The sequence below is a fragment of the Pseudoalteromonas luteoviolacea DSM 6061 genome, from assembly GCF_001625655.1.
GTDB classification, from domain to species: Bacteria; Pseudomonadota; Gammaproteobacteria; order Enterobacterales; family Alteromonadaceae; genus Pseudoalteromonas; species Pseudoalteromonas luteoviolacea.
On sequence record NZ_AUYB01000024.1, the window covers coordinates 1 to 18518 of the forward strand.

The 18518-nt window shown below is 42.2% G+C and carries 19 protein-coding genes and 1 tRNA gene; 13 read left to right on the forward strand and 7 right to left on the reverse strand.

Annotation, left to right across the window (positions count from 1 at the left end):
* Positions 1-432: 432 nt before the first annotated feature.
* The 3 genes from N475_RS01250 to N475_RS01260 form a co-directional block, all read right to left on the reverse strand.
* Complete coding sequence (locus N475_RS01250) at positions 433-1617, reverse strand: vWA domain-containing protein (protein ID WP_063364557.1); 1185 nt, start codon at positions 1615-1617, stop codon at positions 433-435.
* Positions 1617-2450, reverse strand: a complete 834-nt coding sequence (locus N475_RS01255; protein WP_063359455.1) for an AAA family ATPase — start codon at positions 2448-2450, stop codon at positions 1617-1619. Before N475_RS01255 ends, N475_RS01250 begins: the two co-directional genes overlap by 1 nt.
* 65 nt (positions 2451-2515) lie before the next feature.
* The gene (locus N475_RS01260) at positions 2516-2737 is read right to left on the reverse strand and encodes a DUF1653 domain-containing protein (RefSeq protein WP_063359454.1); all 222 of its coding nucleotides are present in this window, start codon (positions 2735-2737) and stop codon (positions 2516-2518) included.
* An 87-nt stretch (positions 2738-2824) separates the two neighbouring features.
* Between N475_RS01260 and N475_RS01265 the strand changes: the two genes are divergently transcribed.
* The 10 genes from N475_RS01265 to rpoS all read left to right on the forward strand — a co-directional run bounded on the left by N475_RS01265 (position 2825) and on the right by rpoS (position 9936).
* Positions 2825-3307, forward strand: a complete 483-nt coding sequence (locus N475_RS01265) for a DUF2947 domain-containing protein (RefSeq protein WP_063364558.1) — start codon at positions 2825-2827, stop codon at positions 3305-3307.
* Between the two features lie 83 nt (positions 3308-3390).
* Positions 3391-4023, forward strand: coding sequence for a hypothetical protein (locus N475_RS01270; protein ID WP_063359452.1), 633 nt, complete (start codon positions 3391-3393; stop codon positions 4021-4023).
* A gap of 50 nt (positions 4024-4073) precedes the next feature.
* A complete protein-coding gene (gene ftsB, locus N475_RS01275; RefSeq protein WP_063359451.1) occupies positions 4074-4358 on the forward strand; it encodes a cell division protein FtsB in 285 nt (94 codons plus the stop codon).
* The gene (gene ispD / locus N475_RS01280) at positions 4351-5046 is read left to right on the forward strand and encodes a 2-C-methyl-D-erythritol 4-phosphate cytidylyltransferase (RefSeq protein WP_063359450.1); all 696 of its coding nucleotides are present in this window, start codon (positions 4351-4353) and stop codon (positions 5044-5046) included. The genes ftsB and ispD overlap by 8 nt, the downstream gene beginning before the upstream one ends.
* 1 nt (position 5047) lies before the next feature.
* The gene (gene ispF, locus N475_RS01285) at positions 5048-5524 is read left to right on the forward strand and encodes a 2-C-methyl-D-erythritol 2,4-cyclodiphosphate synthase (RefSeq protein ID WP_063359449.1); all 477 of its coding nucleotides are present in this window, start codon (positions 5048-5050) and stop codon (positions 5522-5524) included.
* Between the two features lie 15 nt (positions 5525-5539).
* Positions 5540-6577, forward strand: coding sequence for a tRNA pseudouridine(13) synthase TruD (truD, locus tag N475_RS01290; protein WP_063359468.1), 1038 nt, complete (start codon positions 5540-5542; stop codon positions 6575-6577).
* Positions 6574-7323: a 5'/3'-nucleotidase SurE gene (surE, locus tag N475_RS01295; protein WP_063359448.1), complete on the forward strand. Its 750-nt coding sequence runs from the start codon at positions 6574-6576 to the stop codon at positions 7321-7323. The genes truD and surE overlap by 4 nt, the downstream gene beginning before the upstream one ends.
* Before the next feature lie 6 nt (positions 7324-7329).
* The gene (locus N475_RS01300; protein WP_063359447.1) at positions 7330-7968 is read left to right on the forward strand and encodes a protein-L-isoaspartate(D-aspartate) O-methyltransferase; all 639 of its coding nucleotides are present in this window, start codon (positions 7330-7332) and stop codon (positions 7966-7968) included.
* A gap of 80 nt (positions 7969-8048) precedes the next feature.
* On the forward strand, positions 8049-8897 hold the full coding sequence (locus tag N475_RS01305) for a peptidoglycan DD-metalloendopeptidase family protein (protein WP_081216108.1): 849 nt from the start codon (positions 8049-8051) through the stop codon (positions 8895-8897).
* A 52-nt stretch (positions 8898-8949) separates the two neighbouring features.
* Positions 8950-9936 (forward strand): RNA polymerase sigma factor RpoS, encoded by a 987-nt coding sequence (gene rpoS / locus N475_RS01310; protein WP_063364559.1) that lies wholly within the window; start codon positions 8950-8952, stop codon positions 9934-9936.
* 252 nt (positions 9937-10188) lie between these two features.
* Here rpoS and N475_RS01315 read toward each other — a convergent pair whose 3' ends face one another.
* The 3 genes from N475_RS01315 to pepA all read right to left on the reverse strand — a co-directional run bounded on the left by N475_RS01315 (position 10189) and on the right by pepA (position 15187).
* Positions 10189-13035 (reverse strand): valine--tRNA ligase, encoded by a 2847-nt coding sequence (locus N475_RS01315; protein WP_063359446.1) that lies wholly within the window; start codon positions 13033-13035, stop codon positions 10189-10191.
* Positions 13036-13058: 23 nt separating this feature from the next.
* Positions 13059-13505: a DNA polymerase III subunit chi gene (locus N475_RS01320; protein WP_063359445.1), complete on the reverse strand. Its 447-nt coding sequence runs from the start codon at positions 13503-13505 to the stop codon at positions 13059-13061.
* Positions 13506-13675: 170 nt separating this feature from the next.
* Entirely contained in the window at positions 13676-15187 is a 1512-nt protein-coding gene (gene pepA, locus N475_RS01325) for a leucyl aminopeptidase (RefSeq protein WP_063359444.1), read from the reverse strand.
* Between the two features lie 195 nt (positions 15188-15382).
* Between pepA and lptF the strand changes: the two genes are divergently transcribed.
* A complete protein-coding gene (lptF, locus tag N475_RS01330; protein WP_063359443.1) occupies positions 15383-16495 on the forward strand; it encodes an LPS export ABC transporter permease LptF in 1113 nt (370 codons plus the stop codon).
* Positions 16492-17559, forward strand: coding sequence for an LPS export ABC transporter permease LptG (lptG, locus tag N475_RS01335; protein ID WP_063359442.1), 1068 nt, complete (start codon positions 16492-16494; stop codon positions 17557-17559). Before lptF ends, lptG begins: the two co-directional genes overlap by 4 nt.
* Positions 17560-17597: 38 nt before the next feature.
* Here lptG and N475_RS01340 read toward each other — a convergent pair whose 3' ends face one another.
* Positions 17598-18098, reverse strand: a complete 501-nt coding sequence (locus N475_RS01340; RefSeq protein WP_063359441.1) for an RDD family protein — start codon at positions 18096-18098, stop codon at positions 17598-17600.
* Between the two features lie 250 nt (positions 18099-18348).
* On the opposite strand from N475_RS01340, the gene N475_RS01345 reads away from it, so the two are divergent.
* Positions 18349-18433: transfer RNA gene (locus N475_RS01345), tRNA-Leu, on the forward strand.
* Positions 18434-18518: the final 85 nt, after the last annotated feature.

The following is an 18518-nucleotide window of genomic DNA, read 5'->3' on the forward strand; positions in this document are numbered from 1 at the left end:
AAACCTTTCGCACGATAAAGCAGGGTCTCATCGCGCATCCATGCGCTCACTTCCTCATGCTGCGAAACTTTGTTTCGGTCATTCGTCACCCTTACGCAAAAAGAGGACTCTCACTTCGTTCTGCACCTATCTTGCGCAAAAATAGCGCACTCACTTTGTTCGCTGTCGCTAGCCTTTTGCACTTAATTCACCCCTGAAGCTGAGTCCCATCGCGCATCCATGCGCTCATCTCAATGAACTGCGAAGCATTTCTTCGGTTTCATTTCGTCCATGTGAAAGTTGGGTGAAGGCGGTAGTTAGGAAAGTAAGTGGTTTCACTTCCCCAACAACAGAACGTTAGGCTTTTGATTAGCGACGCGAAAGAGCAGAGGTTATAGTATGAGGTGTTACTGCAAGGGTTAATTATATCCTTTTTTAAAAGCCAATCATTCACTATGTTAGGGTTTTAACCGCTTGGGAGATGCCTTCGAGTGTGAGTGGGTACATCCGTTTTTCCATCAATCTGTCAATTTGTTCTATCGACTGGTAATAATGCCAATACTCTTTCGGCTGTGGATTTAGCCAAGCAACTTTGTCAAAGTGCTCGGTAAGGCGTTGCAACCATGCGCTACCCGGCTCTTGATTCCAATGTTCAACACTACCACTAGGGTAGGTAATTTCATAAGGCCCCATGGTTGCATCACCGACAAATATTAATCGATAATCTTTACCAAATTTATTGATGAGTTGATAGGTATCGAGCATAGAATCGTTTAATCGTTCATTGTCTTGCCAGACATGCTCATACACACAATTATGAAAATAGTAGAACTCTAAGTGTTTAAACTCTGAATGGGCAGCACTGAAAAGCTGTTCGCAAATTTGGATATGGTCGTCCATTGAACCACCGATATCAAATAACATCAGTACACTGATGGCGTTATGTCGCTGCGGTGCCATTTTAACGTCTAGCAACCCCCCCTGTTTAGCAGTCGCTTCAATGGTGTTGTTTAAATCAAGTTCTTCGCTTTCATGACTGCGAGCAAATTTCCTCAGCTGCTTGATAGCTAGCTTCATATTTCGGCTGCTAAGGTCAGCATCTTTGTCTAGATTCTTATATTGCCTCTTATCCCATACTTTCACAGCCTTTCGATGGCGGCTCTCATGCTGACCTATTCGAACCCCTTCCGGGTTGTAACCATATGCGCCAAAGGGCGATGTGCCGCCTGTGCCTATCCATTTATTACCACCAGCATGCCTTTTTTGTTGTTCCTCCAGGCGCCTTTTTAGCGTCTCCATGAGTTTATCTAGGCCCCCTAAGGCTTTGAGCTTAGCCTTTTCAGCTTCACTAAGGTGCTTCTCGAATTCTTTTCTCAACCAGTCTGAAGGTAAAGCTTGTTGTTGCAGAGCGTTTGCTAAGTCAATTTGTTCAACGCCCTGGAAATAGTCGGCAAACGCTCGGTCAAACTTATCAAATAAAGTCTCATCTTTGACAAATATCACTTTGCTGAGCGTATAAAAGTCTTCGAGGCTGCCAAAGCAAAGTCCCTTTTCTAGCGCCGTTAGACAATCTAGCAATTCTCTTAGGCTTGCTTTGATCCCATGTCGCCTTAAAGTAAACAGAAACTCAATGAGCATTATCTTTTACTCATAAAAGCGAGTTTTTCTATCAGAGTGACATCTTGCTCATTTTTTAATAACGCGCCAAACAGTGGCATAAGGCCACCTTGATGGGATTTGTCGTGCAATGTTTTTGTGTCAATTTCTTCAGCAAGTAATAACTTTAACCAATCTAATAATTCACTGGTACTAGGCTTCTTCTTCAGGCCGCGAGTGTCTCGTAAATTAAAAAACACTTCTAGAGCTTCTGTGAGTAACTGTGATTTTATGTTTGGAAAATGAACATCGACAATTGCTTTCATCTCCAATGGAGAAGGGAAATCTATATAGTGGAAAAAGCATCTACGCAAAAATGCATCAGGTAATTCCTTCTCATTGTTTGAGGTGATGATGACAATGGGCCTAATATCGGCTTTGACTTGTTGTTGTGTTTCATAAACATGAAACTCCATTTTATCCAGTTCAAGTAACAAATCGTTTGGAAACTCGATATCGGCTTTATCTATTTCGTCGATCAATAAAACCGGGCGCTTATCCGCACAAAATGCCTGCCACAACTTGCCTTTAATGATGTAGTTGTTTACGTCATGAACTCGCTCATCACCTAGCTGGCTATCTCGCAATCGAGAAACTGCATCATATTCATAGAGTCCTTGCTGGGCTTTGGTCGTAGACTTTATGTGCCATTGAATTAATTCGGTATCCAAACTTTGTGCAAGCTCTTCTGCTAACAGCGTTTTTCCTGTTCCGGGCTCCCCCTTTATTAGCAATGGTTTTTCTAAGAGAATGGCAGCATTAACCGCCTGTTGCAGTGCTTTTGTTGCTATATATTTATCGGTGCCTTTGAACATTTTTTATTGTGGTCTGATGTGATAATGCTACCAGTTTGCCACATTTTTAATTTTACTATCAAATATCATTCTTCTCGTAGATATTGAAATCTAGGTTGGGTTTTACCATCAACAATGACTTCTTCGACAAACATGTTGAGCGGTCTTGCCCAATGTCCAAAGTCTCCGTATAGGGTTTGATATATAACAAGTGCTTCTTCGCTTTCACTGTGGGTTGCTACAAATAGCACCCTATATTCTTTTCCTTTGTAATGACGGTAGATCCCTTTTTTAAGTTCGTTAGGCATTGTTGTGTCCTCATGTGACTGGGTATAATTGATTTATTCAAAAACGAGTCAGTATGCTCGTTTATCTATGAGATAAGGTTTTAATACATGAATTATATTGCGCTAAGCGATTTCAAGAAAGCATGGGTTTTTCGCCACAAAGATTTGCCTATTGCAGAGTCTGACTTGGATCAGATTAAACCTATGACAGCCCAACGCGCAGCAGTACTATGGAGCACCATGGTTAGTCGAGAGCAAGATCATCCAGACTTTTTTACGCCAAATGATTGGGCTGGAAAAGAAGATAACTGGGAAGAAGTAGTTGATTGGGAGCAAGCGTGGGAAGAGGGTGTCGAGCAGTTACCTGAACCAATCTGTGAGTATCTTAATTGGGAGGACAATACCACTGTCTATTTTTGCCTCTCGCGTGACCACGTAATAGAAACTCAATTTGGTGTCTTCAAACGTTGTTGGCAAAATTTTATGTTTTTAGTGGATGGTAGCCTTTTATTGGGTAAAAAGCGCGATGCAGCAGTACAGTTTTTAGAGTCTGGTGAGGCTAAGTTGGGTCAACGCCCTAAAGGAAATTAGCGCTGAAATTGCTTTGTAATTTTGTCAGATTGGCTGTATTTAGTTGCCATGGCGTGTTATAAAATCTTCTCTAAGGAGGAGCTTTGGAAGAATACCAATCAAGCAGGCAGCAAACAACGATCTGGCAAGATGAAGCTTCTAGGCTTATCTTTGCAGAGCTTGTTAATGTATTTTACACCAGAGAAATAAACAACTTGGTGAGCGAGCCGGATCCCGAGCGCTTGAAGCGTATCTTAAAAAGCTTGCCTTTTTATGTTGAAAGAGCCGCTACGCATATTGTACTCGGTGAAGTGCCACTCGAGTTAGACAGCCATAACGGGTGCTGGGTTGCTGCCCAAAAAAGGAAACCTTTGCAAGATCCTGCGGTCATACACAAATATTACCATACAAGTGCAACCGTTGGCCTGGTCGTTCCCATTTTGCTAGAAGAACAGCATGAGTCGGGTATATATATTGATATGATCGATCAAGTGAAGTCACAAAAAGTACATTGCAATGAGTTTGGTTGGTTTGACTTCTCTGGGTTAAGTCAAGACTCCGAGCGCTCTATGCTTTTGAAGCCAAATAAAGCTTTAATGACAGCTGCCTGTTGTGGACACCGTTGGCATTATCATAAAATAACAACACCAAGATTGCTTGGGTTAAGGGAAATGCTTTTAGCAAGTAGTATTAACTGGCCCAATGTGACGAAAAAGAAAATAGTGTCAGGTTTATAATCGCATTTAGGCGACATGACTACACAGTCCATACTCTAGGATATTGAATTATGCGTTTATTCCAACTTGCGCTGTTTTGTCTGTGTGTCTACATTCAATACAAACTCTGGTTTGGTCATAATGGCTTGCAAGATTATCGGCGACTAACTGAAACCGTTAGCAAGCACCAAGAAATGAATGCAGAACTGCTCAAAAGAAATAAATTACTAAAGGCAGATATTGAAGATCTAAAGCTAGGTTTAGAAGGCGTCGAAGAGCGAGCCAGACATGAACTTGGTATGATCAAACCTAACGAAACCTTCATTCGTGTATTACCAAAGAAACAAAATGAATAAATCTATTTCAATCGCAGCAGTGGTTCCGGCGGCTGGTGTTGGTGCAAGAATGGGGCTGAACCACCCCAAACAGTACTTAAAAATTAATGATAAAACGATACTTGAGCACACGCTTGAAAAGCTTGCAGGTGTGAAACAAATTGATCATACATTTGTGGCAATAAGCAAAGACGATGCTTACTTCCCTGAGCTAGACATTGAACATTTAGGGTTGTCTCGTGTTGATGGGGGGAAGGAGCGTGCTGACTCGGTATTGAATGCACTCAAAGCCATGTCCGCCAATCCACCTAAGTGGGTTCTTGTACACGATGCTGCAAGACCCCTTGTTGAACCCAAAGATATCGAGAAATTAATAGCACATTGTTTATCTGCAGGAGAAGGTGGAATTCTTGCGAGTAAAGTAAAAGATACCATAAAAAGAGGTGGGCAATATAGTGAAGAGACGGTACCTCGTGATCAGCTTTGGCAAGCGTTGACACCACAACTTTTTATCTTTGAAGAACTTTTACATGCGCTAGATACCGCTTTGAAATCAGGCGCCATAATCACCGATGAGGCCTCAGCTATAGAGCTTCAAGGTAAGCCGGTGAGGTTGGTGGAGGGGCGCTCTGATAATATTAAAATTACTACACCAGAAGATCATGCTTTGGCATGCTTTCTGATGAGCCAGCAACAGAAGAGTAGTTAATATGTTTAGAATTGGTCATGGTTTTGACGTACATAAATTTGGCGGTCAAGGGCCTTTGGTAATTTGTGGCGAAAAAATAGAGTATCAGCAAGGTTTTATCGCTCATTCGGACGGTGATGTAGCAGTACATGCTCTGTGCGATGCATTATTAGGCGCTTTGGCTCTGGGAGATATTGGTAAGCATTTTCCCGACACGGACAATGAATTTGAGAATATTGATAGCCGTATTTTGTTACGTCGCGTTATGACTCAGGTTAACGAGCTAGGCTACCGAGTTGGTAATCTTGATGTAACGATAGTGGCACAAGCCCCTAAAATGCGTCCTCATATTGATGCTATGCGCGCGAATTTAGCAGCAGATTGTGAAGTCGAGCTTGGCCAAGTCAATGTGAAAGCGACAACCACTGAAAAGCTTGGCTTTGAGGGACGTAAAGAAGGGATCTCTAGCCACGCCGTTGTTTTACTGTTCAAGGTGTAGTGTGTGATTGAAGCAATCTCTTCTTTAAACTATCTATATGGTAAGCCACTTTCTGACGGTGACTTTAAGCGCTCCCCTGAAGACTTTGTCGTCGATGAAGTCTTAGATATCGACTTTACCGGTGAAGGTGAGCACGTTTGTTTGCAGATTATTAAACGTGGTGAAAACACCGCATTTGTTGCAAAAAAAATTGCCCAGTTGGCTGGGGTTTCTCCAAGGGATGTTAGTTATGCGGGCTTAAAGGACCGCCATGGAGTGTGTACTCAATGGTTTAGTGTGCCAGTACCAATTAAAACGCAAGTGGAGTTTTCTAAGCTGAACAGCGACTCTATTGTGGTAATTAAACAAATTAGACACAACCGCAAGCTTAGAACTGGATGCCATCGAGGTAACCGCTTTATTATCACTTTGCGCAATGTGACTGAGCCTTTAGATGTTTTGTCACGTATTAACGCTGTGCGTCAAGGAGTTCCTAACTACTTCGCTGAGCAGCGGTTTGGGCATGATGGTCATAACCTTGTCATGGCACAGCGGATGTTTGATGGTGAGTTTATTCGCGATAAAAAGTTGCGAGGTATCATTATTTCGGCAGCTCGCTCTCATCTGTTTAATCAAATAGTATCTAGGCGAGTAAAAGAACATGGGCTAGCAAAAACTTGGCACAGAGAAGTATTTCTACTGGCAGGGAGCAATGCCTTTTTTGAAGATGATTTAAACGATGATATTGTCGAGCGCTTAAATCGAGAAGATATCTTGCTATCAGCACCATTGGTTGGCAAAGGAGAAAAGGGGCTCACCAATGTTGAGCGAGAGTGGTTGAGAGAGTTTGACAGTTGGCATCAAGGGTTAGCTGGTTTAGGATTGAAAAATGAGCGGCGTAGCTTACGCGTTATCCCTAAAGAACTAAAGTTAGAATCAATGCAGGATAATGTGATTAAGTTAACTTTTGAATTACCAAAGGGCTGTTATGCGACTTCTGTACTCAGAGAGCTAATTAATCACAAAGACGTGAGTTTGGCGGATAAACACAATACCGGAGATGTGGACGAGTGAAAATCTTATTGAGTAATGATGATGGTGTGAATGCAAAGGGAATTGAAGTTTTATACAGAGCTTTAAGTGAATTTGCTGAAGTAACTGTGGTTGCTCCAGATCGAAATTGCAGCGGCGCAAGTAACTCTTTGACGCTTCTAAACCCGCTGCGAACAACTGAATTAGACAATGGTTTTATATCAATCAATGGAACGCCTACAGATTGTGTACATCTGGGTGTTAATCAATTAATGGACTGTGCGCCTGATTTAGTTGTTGCTGGTATTAATAATGGTGCGAACCTTGGAGATGATACCTTATATTCAGGCACTGTTGCTGCGGCGACTGAGGGGCGCCATTTAGGGTTACCAGCTATTGCAGTATCCCTTTGCTCAAAAAAAGAAGCGCATTACGAAACGGCTGCTGCGGTTACTGTCAAAATTATCAAAGCTCTTGGTAGCCATCCGTTACCGAAAGACCAAATCATTAATATTAATGTGCCAGATATTCCGCTGCCTGAATTAAAAGGTATGAAGGTTACGCGGCTTGGGGCGCGTCATAAAGCAGATACAATGACAAAGCAAAGAGACCCCTGGAATCGAGATATATTTTGGTATGGCTCTCTTGGCTCCGAGAGTGACGCCGGTGAAGGAACTGACTTTTTTGCTGTTAACCAAGGTTATGCATCAATCACTCCATTGACAGTAGATATGACGGCGCACGATAGCATTGATAGCCTAGCTACATGGCTTTCTGAGCAGGAGTAAAGCGCATTGCTCAATAATTATCAACGCAGTGCAGATAAGCTCGCTGCAAACTTAAAAGCAGCAGGAATACAGGATGAGTCTGTATTGCAAAGTATTGCTCAAATACCACGCCACTTGTTTGTAGACGATATATTGCAACATAAGTCCTATGAGAATACGGCTTTACCAATTGGTCAAGGACAAACTATTTCTCAGCCTTACATTGTCGCTAAAATGACAGAAGTGTTAAGGGAGTTGGGCGTTACGAGCAATGTCCTAGAAGTTGGTACTGGTTCAGGGTATCAAACTGCGGTGCTTGCCAAGCTATTTGACAATGTGTTCAGCATAGAGCGAATTAAAACGTTGCAGTGGCAAGCCAAAAGGCGTCTACATCAATTGGATCTGTATAATGTCTCCATGAAGCACGGGGACGGTTGGCAAGGCTGGCAATCAAAAGCGCCATTTGATGGTATTATTGTAACTGCAGCTGCGTCAGTTGTTCCTGAAGCATTGCTTGCTCAACTGGCTGATGGTGGTGCCATGGTGATCCCGCTTGGTGTAGAAGAGCAAACGCTTACCTTGTTTGTGAACCATCAAGGTACTATCACTCAAAAGGCCTTAGCACCGGTGCGGTTTGTCCCTTTAGTGGCTGGGCCAATTACTTAAAATAAATGAAGAAAAATATTATTAACCCTGATAAATTTGACTTTTCTTAGTTATTTATAAAGCTAGTAACAAACTCGACTATGGATTTTGGTGGTGTAAGGGTGAGACAAATAAACAGCATTACGATAGGCTTACTCTGTCTTACTTTAGGTGCTTGTACCTCGGTTCATAAACCTGCTCCGGTAGTTAACTTGAGCAAAGGTAAGACAACTTCGTCAAAAAAAATTCATATTAAAAATAATCGCTATAAGGTCAAAAAGGGTGACACATTGTTTGCCATTGCATTCAGTGCAAGTAAAGATGTGCGCACAGTTGCCAAAATCAATAATATTAAGCCTCCCTATACGATTTATCCAGGTCAGACAATATTATTGACCTATCCTAAAAAAGCAAATAAATCGAACAAAGTTTCATCATCTAAAATCAAAAACAATACAAATAATAAACCTTTAAATAACAAGTTGTCGAAAAAAGAGCTTGATCCCCCTTCGCAACGAGAGTATGTTCAAAAGCAAGCCAATAAAAAAACCAATGACACCAGTACTTTGTTGAATAAAAAGGTACGTTGGAATTGGCCCGCAGTAGGTAAAGTTACAAGACGCTTTTCTATAAAAGAAAATGGCTACAAGGGAATACAGATCACTAACAAAACAGGGACATCGATAAAAGCTGCGGCAAACGGCATTGTTGTTTATGCAGGGAGTGCATTAAGAGGCTATGGCAATTTAATCATTTTAAAGCATACAGATGATTATCTTAGCGCATATGCCCACAATTCCAAATTGCTAGTAAGAGAGCAGCAGCAGGTTAAAGTGGGGCAGAAGATTGCCGAAATGGGGAATTCGGACTCGAGCTCGGTTGCGTTGCGTTTTGAAGTAAGATATCGAGGAAAGTCAGTAGACCCAATGAGGTATCTGCCCAGAAAATAGCGTATCGACGTATTGATGGAACACTATCACTTATTCGCTTGGGAGGATGCTTATGGCTCAAACAGCAAAACAGAAAAGTAAAGTGAACCCGGAATTAGACGATAAATTTAGCGGTGTTGATTCTGAGGACGGTCCTAATGAGGAGCTTCTTGAAGATATTGATAACGAAGAAGAGCTCTTTGCGAAAGACGATTCAGTAAAAAATTTAGACGCAACTCAGTTATACCTCGGCGAGATTGGTTTCTCTCCTTTACTTAGTGCAGAAGAAGAAGTTTATTTTGCGCGTAAAGCCCTACAGGGGTGTGAAGCTTCACGTAAGAGGATGATTGAAAGTAACTTGCGTTTAGTTGTTAAAATTGCACGCCGTTACAACAATCGTGGGCTCGCACTGCTCGATCTTATCGAAGAAGGTAACTTAGGTTTGATAAGGGCAGTTGAAAAATTTGACCCTGAACGAGGTTTTAGATTCTCGACTTATGCAACGTGGTGGATTCGACAAACCATCGAGCGGGCGATAATGAATCAAACTAGAACAATTCGTTTACCCATACATGTTGTGAAAGAGCTAAACGTATATCTCAGAACTGCAAGAGAACTTACGCAAAAGCTTGATCATGAACCTACAGCCGAAGAAATTGCAGAGTGTCTCGACAAACCTGTTGAAGATGTCAGCAAGATGCTTCGTCTTAATGAAAAAATCACTTCTGTTGACACGCCTATCGGTGGTGACAACGATAAAGCTCTTCTCGATATCATTGCAGATGAACGCGGTTATGAGCCTGAAAGTGAAGTACAAAATAAAGATATTAATCGCCACATAGTTGATTGGTTAGGGGAACTTAATCCTAAGCAGAGAGAAGTACTCGCACGTAGGTTTGGTTTACTCGGCTACGAGCCTTCCACGCTAGAAGATGTCGGTCGAGAGATTGGTTTGACACGCGAGCGTGTGCGACAAATTCAAGTTGAAGCGTTGCGCCGCCTTAAAGATATTTTACAACATGAAGGCTTAAGTACTGACAGCTTATTTGAGCAACTATAGTTATCAGACTTAAAATTTATATATTCATAATAAAGTGCTTTATCAAGCACTGAGAGCACTTTTTCCCTAGGTGTAGAAAGCTTTATCTAGGGGAAAAGTTGATTCATCCCTCAACTATTTGTAATTCCCTCTCTCTAGACTTTAAACAACTAGGTACCCTAAATTTCTGCGCCAAACTTTAAGACTTCTGGAATACAAATAAAAAACCACGGCCAATGACCGTGGTTTATAGTGTTTAGTTTCTAGATTCGATTAAAGAGATTCAATCTTCGCTTTTTGCTCAAGTAGCTTAGCTTTCGCATCACTGAACTCAGCTAATTTTTCTTTCTCTTTTTCTAGTACGGCAGCTGGAGCGTTGTTCACAAACTTCTCGTTCGCTAACTTTTTCTCAACCTGCGCTAATCCCTTTTCGGCTTTTTCTAGCTGCTTGGCGATACGCGCAAGTTCCGCATCAACATCGATGAGGCCCGCCATAGGGATCATGATCTCTAAGTCACCAATAAAGGCTGTTGCAGACGCCGGTGCATCATCTTTATTTGCTAGAACCGTGAACTCTTCAAGCTTAGCCAAAGAGCTCAAGAAAGCTTTGTTGTCATCCAGTCTTCGTTGGTCTTGTTCGCTTACGTTGGCTAGTAATACACCCAGTGGTTTATTCGGACTGATATCCATTTCACCACGAATGTTACGTATAGCTAGAATGAATTGTTTTACCCATTCTAAATCGGCCATAGCTTGCTCATCGACAAATGAAGCATCGAACTGAGGGAAAGCTTGCAACATAATAGTATTTGCTTCAATCCCTGCAAGTGGTGCTACACGTTTCCAAATGGTTTCAGTGATGTATGGCATCAGCGGGTGCATTAGACGAAGCAAGCCTTCCAATACTGTGATCAGTGTATGACGTGTACCACGTTGCTGTATCTCGTCACCTTTGAATAATACTGGTTTGGTTAATTCTAGGTACCAGTCACAGAATTGATTCCATGTAAATTCGTAAATCGTATTCGCTGCTAAGTCAAAGCGGTAATTATCCAAGTGCTCTGTGAATGTATTTACTGTGTTTTGGAATTGGCCCAAGATCCAGCGGTCTGCAAGCGAGTACTGTTTAGGAGCATCATTGAAGCCACAATCTTGGTCTTCTGTATTCATAAGTACATAACGGCTTGCGTTCCATAGCTTATTACAGAAGTTACGGTAACCTTCAAGTCGGTTCATATCCCAATTGATATCTCGACCTGTAGACGCCATAGCTGCAAGTGTAAACCTTAATGCATCAGTACCGTGGGCTTCAATACCATCAGCGAATGTCTTACGCGTGTTTTTCTCAATTTTCTTAGCCAATTGAGGCTGCATCATGTTACCGGTGCGTTTTGTCACAAGGCTTTCTAGATCAATACCATCAATCATATCAAGCGGATCTAGTACGTTACCCTTAGACTTAGACATCTTATCGCCATTTTCATCGCGGATAAGGCCAGTCACATAGACCGTTTTGAATGGTACCTGTGGAGTGCCATCGTCATTTTTAACGAAGTGCATGGTCATCATGATCATGCGGGCAACCCAGAAGAAGATGATGTCAAACCCGGTAACAAGTACGTCAGATGGGTGGAAAACTTTTAAGTCTTCTGTGTTTTCAGGCCAACCTTGTGTTGAGAATGTCCACAGTGCAGAAGAAAACCAAGTATCCAATACATCGTCGTCTTGTGTAAGTGAAACGTCATCACTTAAGTTATTGTCTTTACGTACTTCAGCTTCGTCACGACCCACATATACATTGCCTTCAGCGTCATACCAAGCCGGGATACGGTGTCCCCACCAAAGTTGGCGTGAAATACACCAATCTTGAATGTCGCGCATCCAAGAGAAATACATGTTTTCGTACTGCTTTGGTACAAATTGAATGTCACCGTCTTCAACAGCCTTGATAGCCGGCTCAGCCAGAGGTGCAACTCTTACATACCATTGATCTGTTAAAAGCGGTTCGATTACAACACCTGAACGGTCACCATAAGGTACAGTTAAACTATGGTCATCGATTTTCTCTAGAAGACCCGCTTGTTCAAACTCTTCAATGATTAGTTTGCGTGCATCAAAGCGATCTAAGCCGTGGAAGCGCTCTGGAATTGGTGCATCTAAAGATAGCTCTTTACCGTCAAAGGTGTAACTTTCACCTTGTGCCAGCACAGCGGCATCTTTATTGAATACATTGATCATAGGTAGCTGGTGGCGCTTACCTACTTCGTTATCGTTAAAGTCATGAGCAGGCGTAATTTTTACACAGCCAGTGCCCTTTTCCATGTCTGCATGTTCATCAGCAACGATCGGAATACGGCGGTTAACGATAGGCAGTAAAATCTCTTTGCCGATCAGATCTTGGTAGCGCTCATCATCTGGGTTAACTGCAACACCAGTGTCACCAAGCATGGTTTCCGGGCGCGTGGTCGCCACAATGATGTAATCTTTACCATCTTTTGTTTTTACGCCATCAGCTAGAGGATAGCGCAAGTTCCACATATGGCCTTGCTTATCTTTGTTTTCTACTTCCAGATCTGAGATAGCTGTGTGAAGCTTTGGATCCCAGTTTACCAGGCGCTTACCTCGATAAATTAAATCTTCTTTGTACAGGCGAACAAATACTTCTTTTACGGCTTCAGATAAGCCTTCGTCCATTGTGAAGCGTTCACGATCCCAATCTACAGATGCACCTAGACGGCGCAATTGTTTAGTGATTGTGCCACCAGACTCATTTTTCCATTGCCAAATACGGTCGATAAAATCATCACGGCCTAAGTCATGCCTTGTTTTACCTTCTTCAGCAGCAAGTTTACGCTCAACAACCATTTGTGTTGCAATACCCGCATGGTCAGTACCGACTTGCCATAAAGTATTTTTACCTTTCATACGCTGGTAGCGCGTTAGCGTATCCATGATGGTATCTTGGAACGCGTGGCCCATGTGCAGGCTACCTGTGACGTTTGGTGGCGGTATCATGATTGAGTAAGCGTCGCCTTGTCCAGAAGGCTTAAAGTAGCCATTTTCTTCCCAGTCTTGATATAGTGACTGTTCAATATCTTGTGGATTATAGGTTTTATCCATTACACAGAACCTTTAAAAATACTTTAATTATCAATTTCTTTTGTTGAAATATTAGCGCCTATAGCGCGAAGTTGTTTGAACCTTTCCCGTGCAGCCTGTTTGGCGTGTGACTCCACTGGAACAAAGTCATAAACCTGCTCAAATCGTCGGACAAAATCCGGGATATGTGTGGCGAGGTTGATCAGTGTCGTGCGCCTTCCTACTGGTGGCATTTGTCCAATTTCCACAGGTGCTCCACCTTTTGGGCCCTCACCTTGTAAATTGTGCGGTACGAAGCTTTCTGCATCGAACTGCCACAAATATTCGTCAATGGCATGGGCATCTTCAACGTTGTCTACGTAAATAAACACGCGTTGCCCAGCACGGTACAGTTTAGCAGCACTGCGTGCCGCAAGATCAAAATGAGCCGAGACTTGCTGATTGGGCTCATGGTCATGCTTTAACACAAAAAAGCGTGCATTGATTGACATGGCATGTGACTTATATTCAGTCTTGAATTGTCGGCTCTACGTGTTTTGCTTTGCCTTAATTCAGCGTTCAAAATAAAGCCGCATTCTGACACAGAATACGGCTATCATCAATCTAGAGTCGCACTTGAGCTAAGTTAATTAGCACTTGGACTCAATATTGCTCTTTTTTATTAATCTTGCATACCTTCAGTGATATTTGCACGGTTTAGCAAATACTGCATCAGCATTGGCACTGGCCTACCTGTTGCGCCTTTATTTGCACCGCTTCGCCAGGCTGTTCCAGCAACATCAATGTGTGCCCAATTGTACTTTTTAGTAAATTTCGATAGGAAGCAGGCCGCAGTAATAGTTCCAGCAGCTTTACCACCGAGATTAGTGAAGTCAGCAAAAGGACTCTTTAATTGCTCTTGGTAGTCATCCCATAATGGCAACTGCCATGCTCGATCACCACTTTGTTCAGAAGCTTTAAGTAAGTCGTGTGCTAGAGGGTTGTGGTTAGACAGCAAGCCTGAGGCATGGTGGCCCAATGCAACGATACATGCCCCCGTTAAAGTTGCCACATCTACAACCGTATCTGGTTCAAAGGCTTCTACGTATGTAAGAGCATCACATAGTACCAAACGACCTTCTGCATCTGTGTTTAATACCTCAACAGTTTGGCCTGACATAGTCGTTAAAATATCACCTGGGCGGTATGCGCGACTACTTGGCATATTTTCACATCCAGCCAAAACTCCAATCACATTAAGTGGCAATTGCATTTGTACAACCGCACGCATCAAGCCTAAAACACCCGCTGCGCCACCCATATCATATTTCATTTCGTCCATGCCTTCGCCTGGTTTTAATGAAATACCACCTGAATCGAAAGTGAGGCCTTTACCAACGAAAACAATAGGGGCTTGTTTATCAGATGCGCCATTATAATGGATCACTGACATAACAGATTCATTCTCGCTACCTCGGCCAACAGCCAAGTATGAATGCATACCAAGCTCTTCCATTTCTTTTTCGCCAACTAGGTTTACGGTGACGTTATCAAATTCTTTAGTTAGTAGCTCTGCTTGCTCACCTAAGTAACGAGGGTTACAAATATTAGGTGGCATATTCGCGACGTCTTTACAGAGTTTTGCACCAGCAGCGATAGCGAGGCCATGCTCAATGGCACTTTCGCCAATTGTCAGTTCTCTGCGAGTTGGTACATTGAAGACGATTTTACGTAGTGGGCGTCTCGCTTCACTTTTTTTGCTCTTCAACTGGTTAAACGTATACAAGCAGTCTTGCGTTGTTTCTACAGCTTGACGAACTTTCCAGTAAGTGTCTCTGCCTTTTACGTGTTGCTCTGTTAAAAAGCAAACGGCTTCCATAGAGCCTGTTTCATTAAGTGTATTAATGGTTTTTGAAATGATTTGCTTGTATTGCTTGTCATCAAGCTCTCTTTCTTTACCACAGCCAACCAATAAAACACGTTCACTTAAAACGTTTGGCACATGATGAAGTAATAAAACTTGTCCTGGTTTACCTTCTAGGTCACCACGACGTAATAAATTGGAAATATAGCCTTCGCTTATTTTATCCAGCTGCTCACCAACCGGCGATAAACGACGTGGCTCATACACCCCAACAACAATACACGCGCTGCGTTGCTTCTCTGGACTACCACTTTTAACGCTGAATTCCATTACGACTCCTGAGTCTAAGTTATGCCATTTTCAACTTTAAATGCCAAATTACATCAAGTTAACTAAGTTACTTTAGTGCACCCGCACTAGTAGGATATTTGATTTTGATGGCATATAATAAAGTGACTAAAATAACCAGTTTACTCAAAATTTCCTACTATTCCAGTGAAATGAGACGTTTTATAGGGGCGAACATTGCTAATTTTTCGATATTTAACTGCTGAAGTTTTAAAATCGCAGGTCGCCGTTTTCCTTACCTTGATGACAATTTTTCTCTCGCAAAAATTTGTTAAAATACTAGCAGAGGCTTCGGGCGGCGGAATTCCAGGAAAACTTGTATTGTCCTTTTTGGCGCTGAACCTGCCAAAGCTGGCTGTATATATACTGCCGTTAAGTGTTTTTTTGGGCATAATTTTGGCGTATAGCCGGATCTATGCTGACAGTGAAATGACCGTGTTGAAAGCGTGTGGTGTGAGTGAGTGGTATGTGGTTAGAGTCACACTTGCTTCTAGCTTGGCGATGGCCTTGTTTGCGGCTTTTATCAGTTTATATGCAGCTCCTTGGGCTGGTGAAAAGCAAAATCAGTTACGTGAACAAGCAAATGCTGAGTCCGGTTTAACTCAGTTACGAGCTGGTCGCTTCCAACAAACTGGCAATGAAAAGGCGGTGGTATTTATCCATAATACCAGTGACCAAGGCACTGTACTTAATAAAGTGTTCGTTGCTCAATTACCTGAAAAAGAATCCAATCATGCGGCACGTATTGTTTATGCTCAGCAGGGCGAAGTAGTGGATGGTGACTCTGGAGAGCAGCAGCTTGTTCTCAAAGACGGCAAACGATACGAAACCGACGGTTTTAGCCAAGCTTTAAATAAGACCGAATTTGGTAGCTATCAGGTACAAATTCAAGAACAAGAGATTGAGCGCAGGCGAAGAGAGCTTGAAGACTTGCCTTCATCTCGTTTACTAGAGCTGGATACACCAGAAGCAGCCGCACAGTTGCAGCTACGTATTGCAACGCCGATTTCAATTATTTTACTAACGTTGTTGGCTGTACCATTAAGTGTTGTAAACCCTAGACAGGGCAAATTCGCAAAACTTGTTCCGGCAATTGGTATATATCTAGGCTATTTTATTCTTTTGAATGCAGGTAAATACCTCGTAGCGGAGAGTAAAATACCTCCTTCTATTGGTTTGTGGTGGATCCATTTAAGCGTGCTGTTTATTGGTGCTTACCTAATTGTAAAAGGCCGCCCTTTTGGTGTTTGGCTCAGGTCGATTCTGAAAAGAAGGGAGGTCACGGCATGATGAAAACACTTGATTGGTATTTAGGGCGAAGCATTTTACAAACCACAAGCTTTGCACTGTTAGTATTTGTTGGTATCAATACACTAATTAAATTTATTGAACAGCTTCGCTCTGTAGGGCGCGGAACTTATGAAGTAACTGATGCCCTACTATTCACTCTGTACAGTGTCCCAAGTGACATTGTGGTATTTTTTCCAATGGCTGCTTTAATTGGCGGACTGACAGGGTTGGGGGCATTGGCATCGAGCAGTGAGTTGGTTGTAATGCAAGCTGCTGGTATGTCTCGACTGCAGATCATCGGCTCTGTAATGAAAACGGCGATAGTGCTGGCGATTTCCATGATGGCTTTAGGTGAGTGGGGTGCACCAGAAGCAGAGCGCACTGCTAAACAGCTTCGAAATCAGGCAATTTACGGCGGAGATGTTTATGATGCGCAGAAAGGGGTCTGGGCAAAGGATGGCAATAACTTCATCAATATTGCAAATGTGGAAAAATCTGGCGAGTTAACTGATGTCAATATCTACCACTTTGATGATGATTTAAGCCTACAACATATAACCCGAGCTCAGTCAGCTATTCCTTCTAATGAAGGATGGCAATTAAAAGCAGTGGAAGAAGTACAAATTTCAGATCAGCAAGTCAGTACTTTGTACGCGCAGTCTCGCGTATATGAGTCACAGTTGACGATAGATAGGCTCGGTGTTGCATCTTATGAACCGGAGTCTATGTCTTTCAGTGGGTTGCTTTCATATTTAAATTACCTTGAGCAGAATGAGCAAGACACCAGTAATTATGAGTTGGCGCTTTGGCGAAAGGTGATGCAGCCGATCACGATAGCGGTGATGTTGTTGGTTGCTTTATCATTTATATTTGGGCCACTGCGCTCGGTGAGTATGGGGGCTAGAATTATTATGGGTGTAGTAACGGGGTTGATATTCCACCTCAGTAATGAAGTATTTGGTCCAATTGTAATGGTTTATCAGATACCACCATTTGTTGGAGCCATTATGCCAAGCATCATTTTTACAATGCTGGCAATGTACTTCTTACAACGCAGACAATAAAAAAGGCGCCTAGGCGCCTTTTTTATTGTGACAATATATTAGTCGTCTAGGCTATCGTAGACCTTTTTATTTTCTTCTTTACTTAGCAAGACGACCTCGGTTTTGCATATCAAATCTTGTAATGCTCGCTTATTTTTTCTATCAAGAATGACTGTAAGGTTCCCCAGTCCGAGCAGGGCGGTTAAACTTCTTGCAACAGCTTGTGGCCAGTTGAGTAACTTTCCATCGTTACGCTGCACTTTTAAACGCCATGCTCTCATACCGATTGTTTGACCGCTCTTAGTCCAAAAGTAGGCGAAGAATACGACCGATACAGTGATAAGGAGTAATGAGCGTAAAAAGTATAGTGCGGGAGTCGCTTGGATCAATGCTGTAACATCTTCATGTCCATTAAGTGAAAACCAACCAATTGATATCATGCCTTGAACCAAGGCCAGATAAACTATGGTCGTTAACATTGCAAAAGCGATCACTACAAGGGCATCATAAATTAATGATGCGAGTCTGCGTATAAATCCTGCACGAGGAAAAGGTGTCATAGGGGAACTCAATAAAAACTATATGGCCAATATTTTACACAATATCTCTGAGTTTCTTTATTAAAGCATATATATTTTATGATTTTGGTCAAATACCCAACACTTAAACACTTTTATCAAAAAAACTGCTTGCGAGCCTGTCACATATTTGTATAATGCAGGGCATAGAGACGAGGGCAAATAAAAAAAGCCTAAGCTCAAAGTGGTTTTTCTTTATCTTCTCTAAGCTAGAAGATTAAAGAAAAATGATGCCAGTGTGATGGAATTGGTAGACATGACGGATTCAAAATCCGTTGCCTTCGGGCGTGGCGGTTCAAGTCCGCCCACTGGTACCACTTTTTATAGCCTCAGAATTATTTCTGAGGCTTTTTTATTTCTACTATCTCCTACTAAACAAATACTTAGTTTTTCTATTACTTC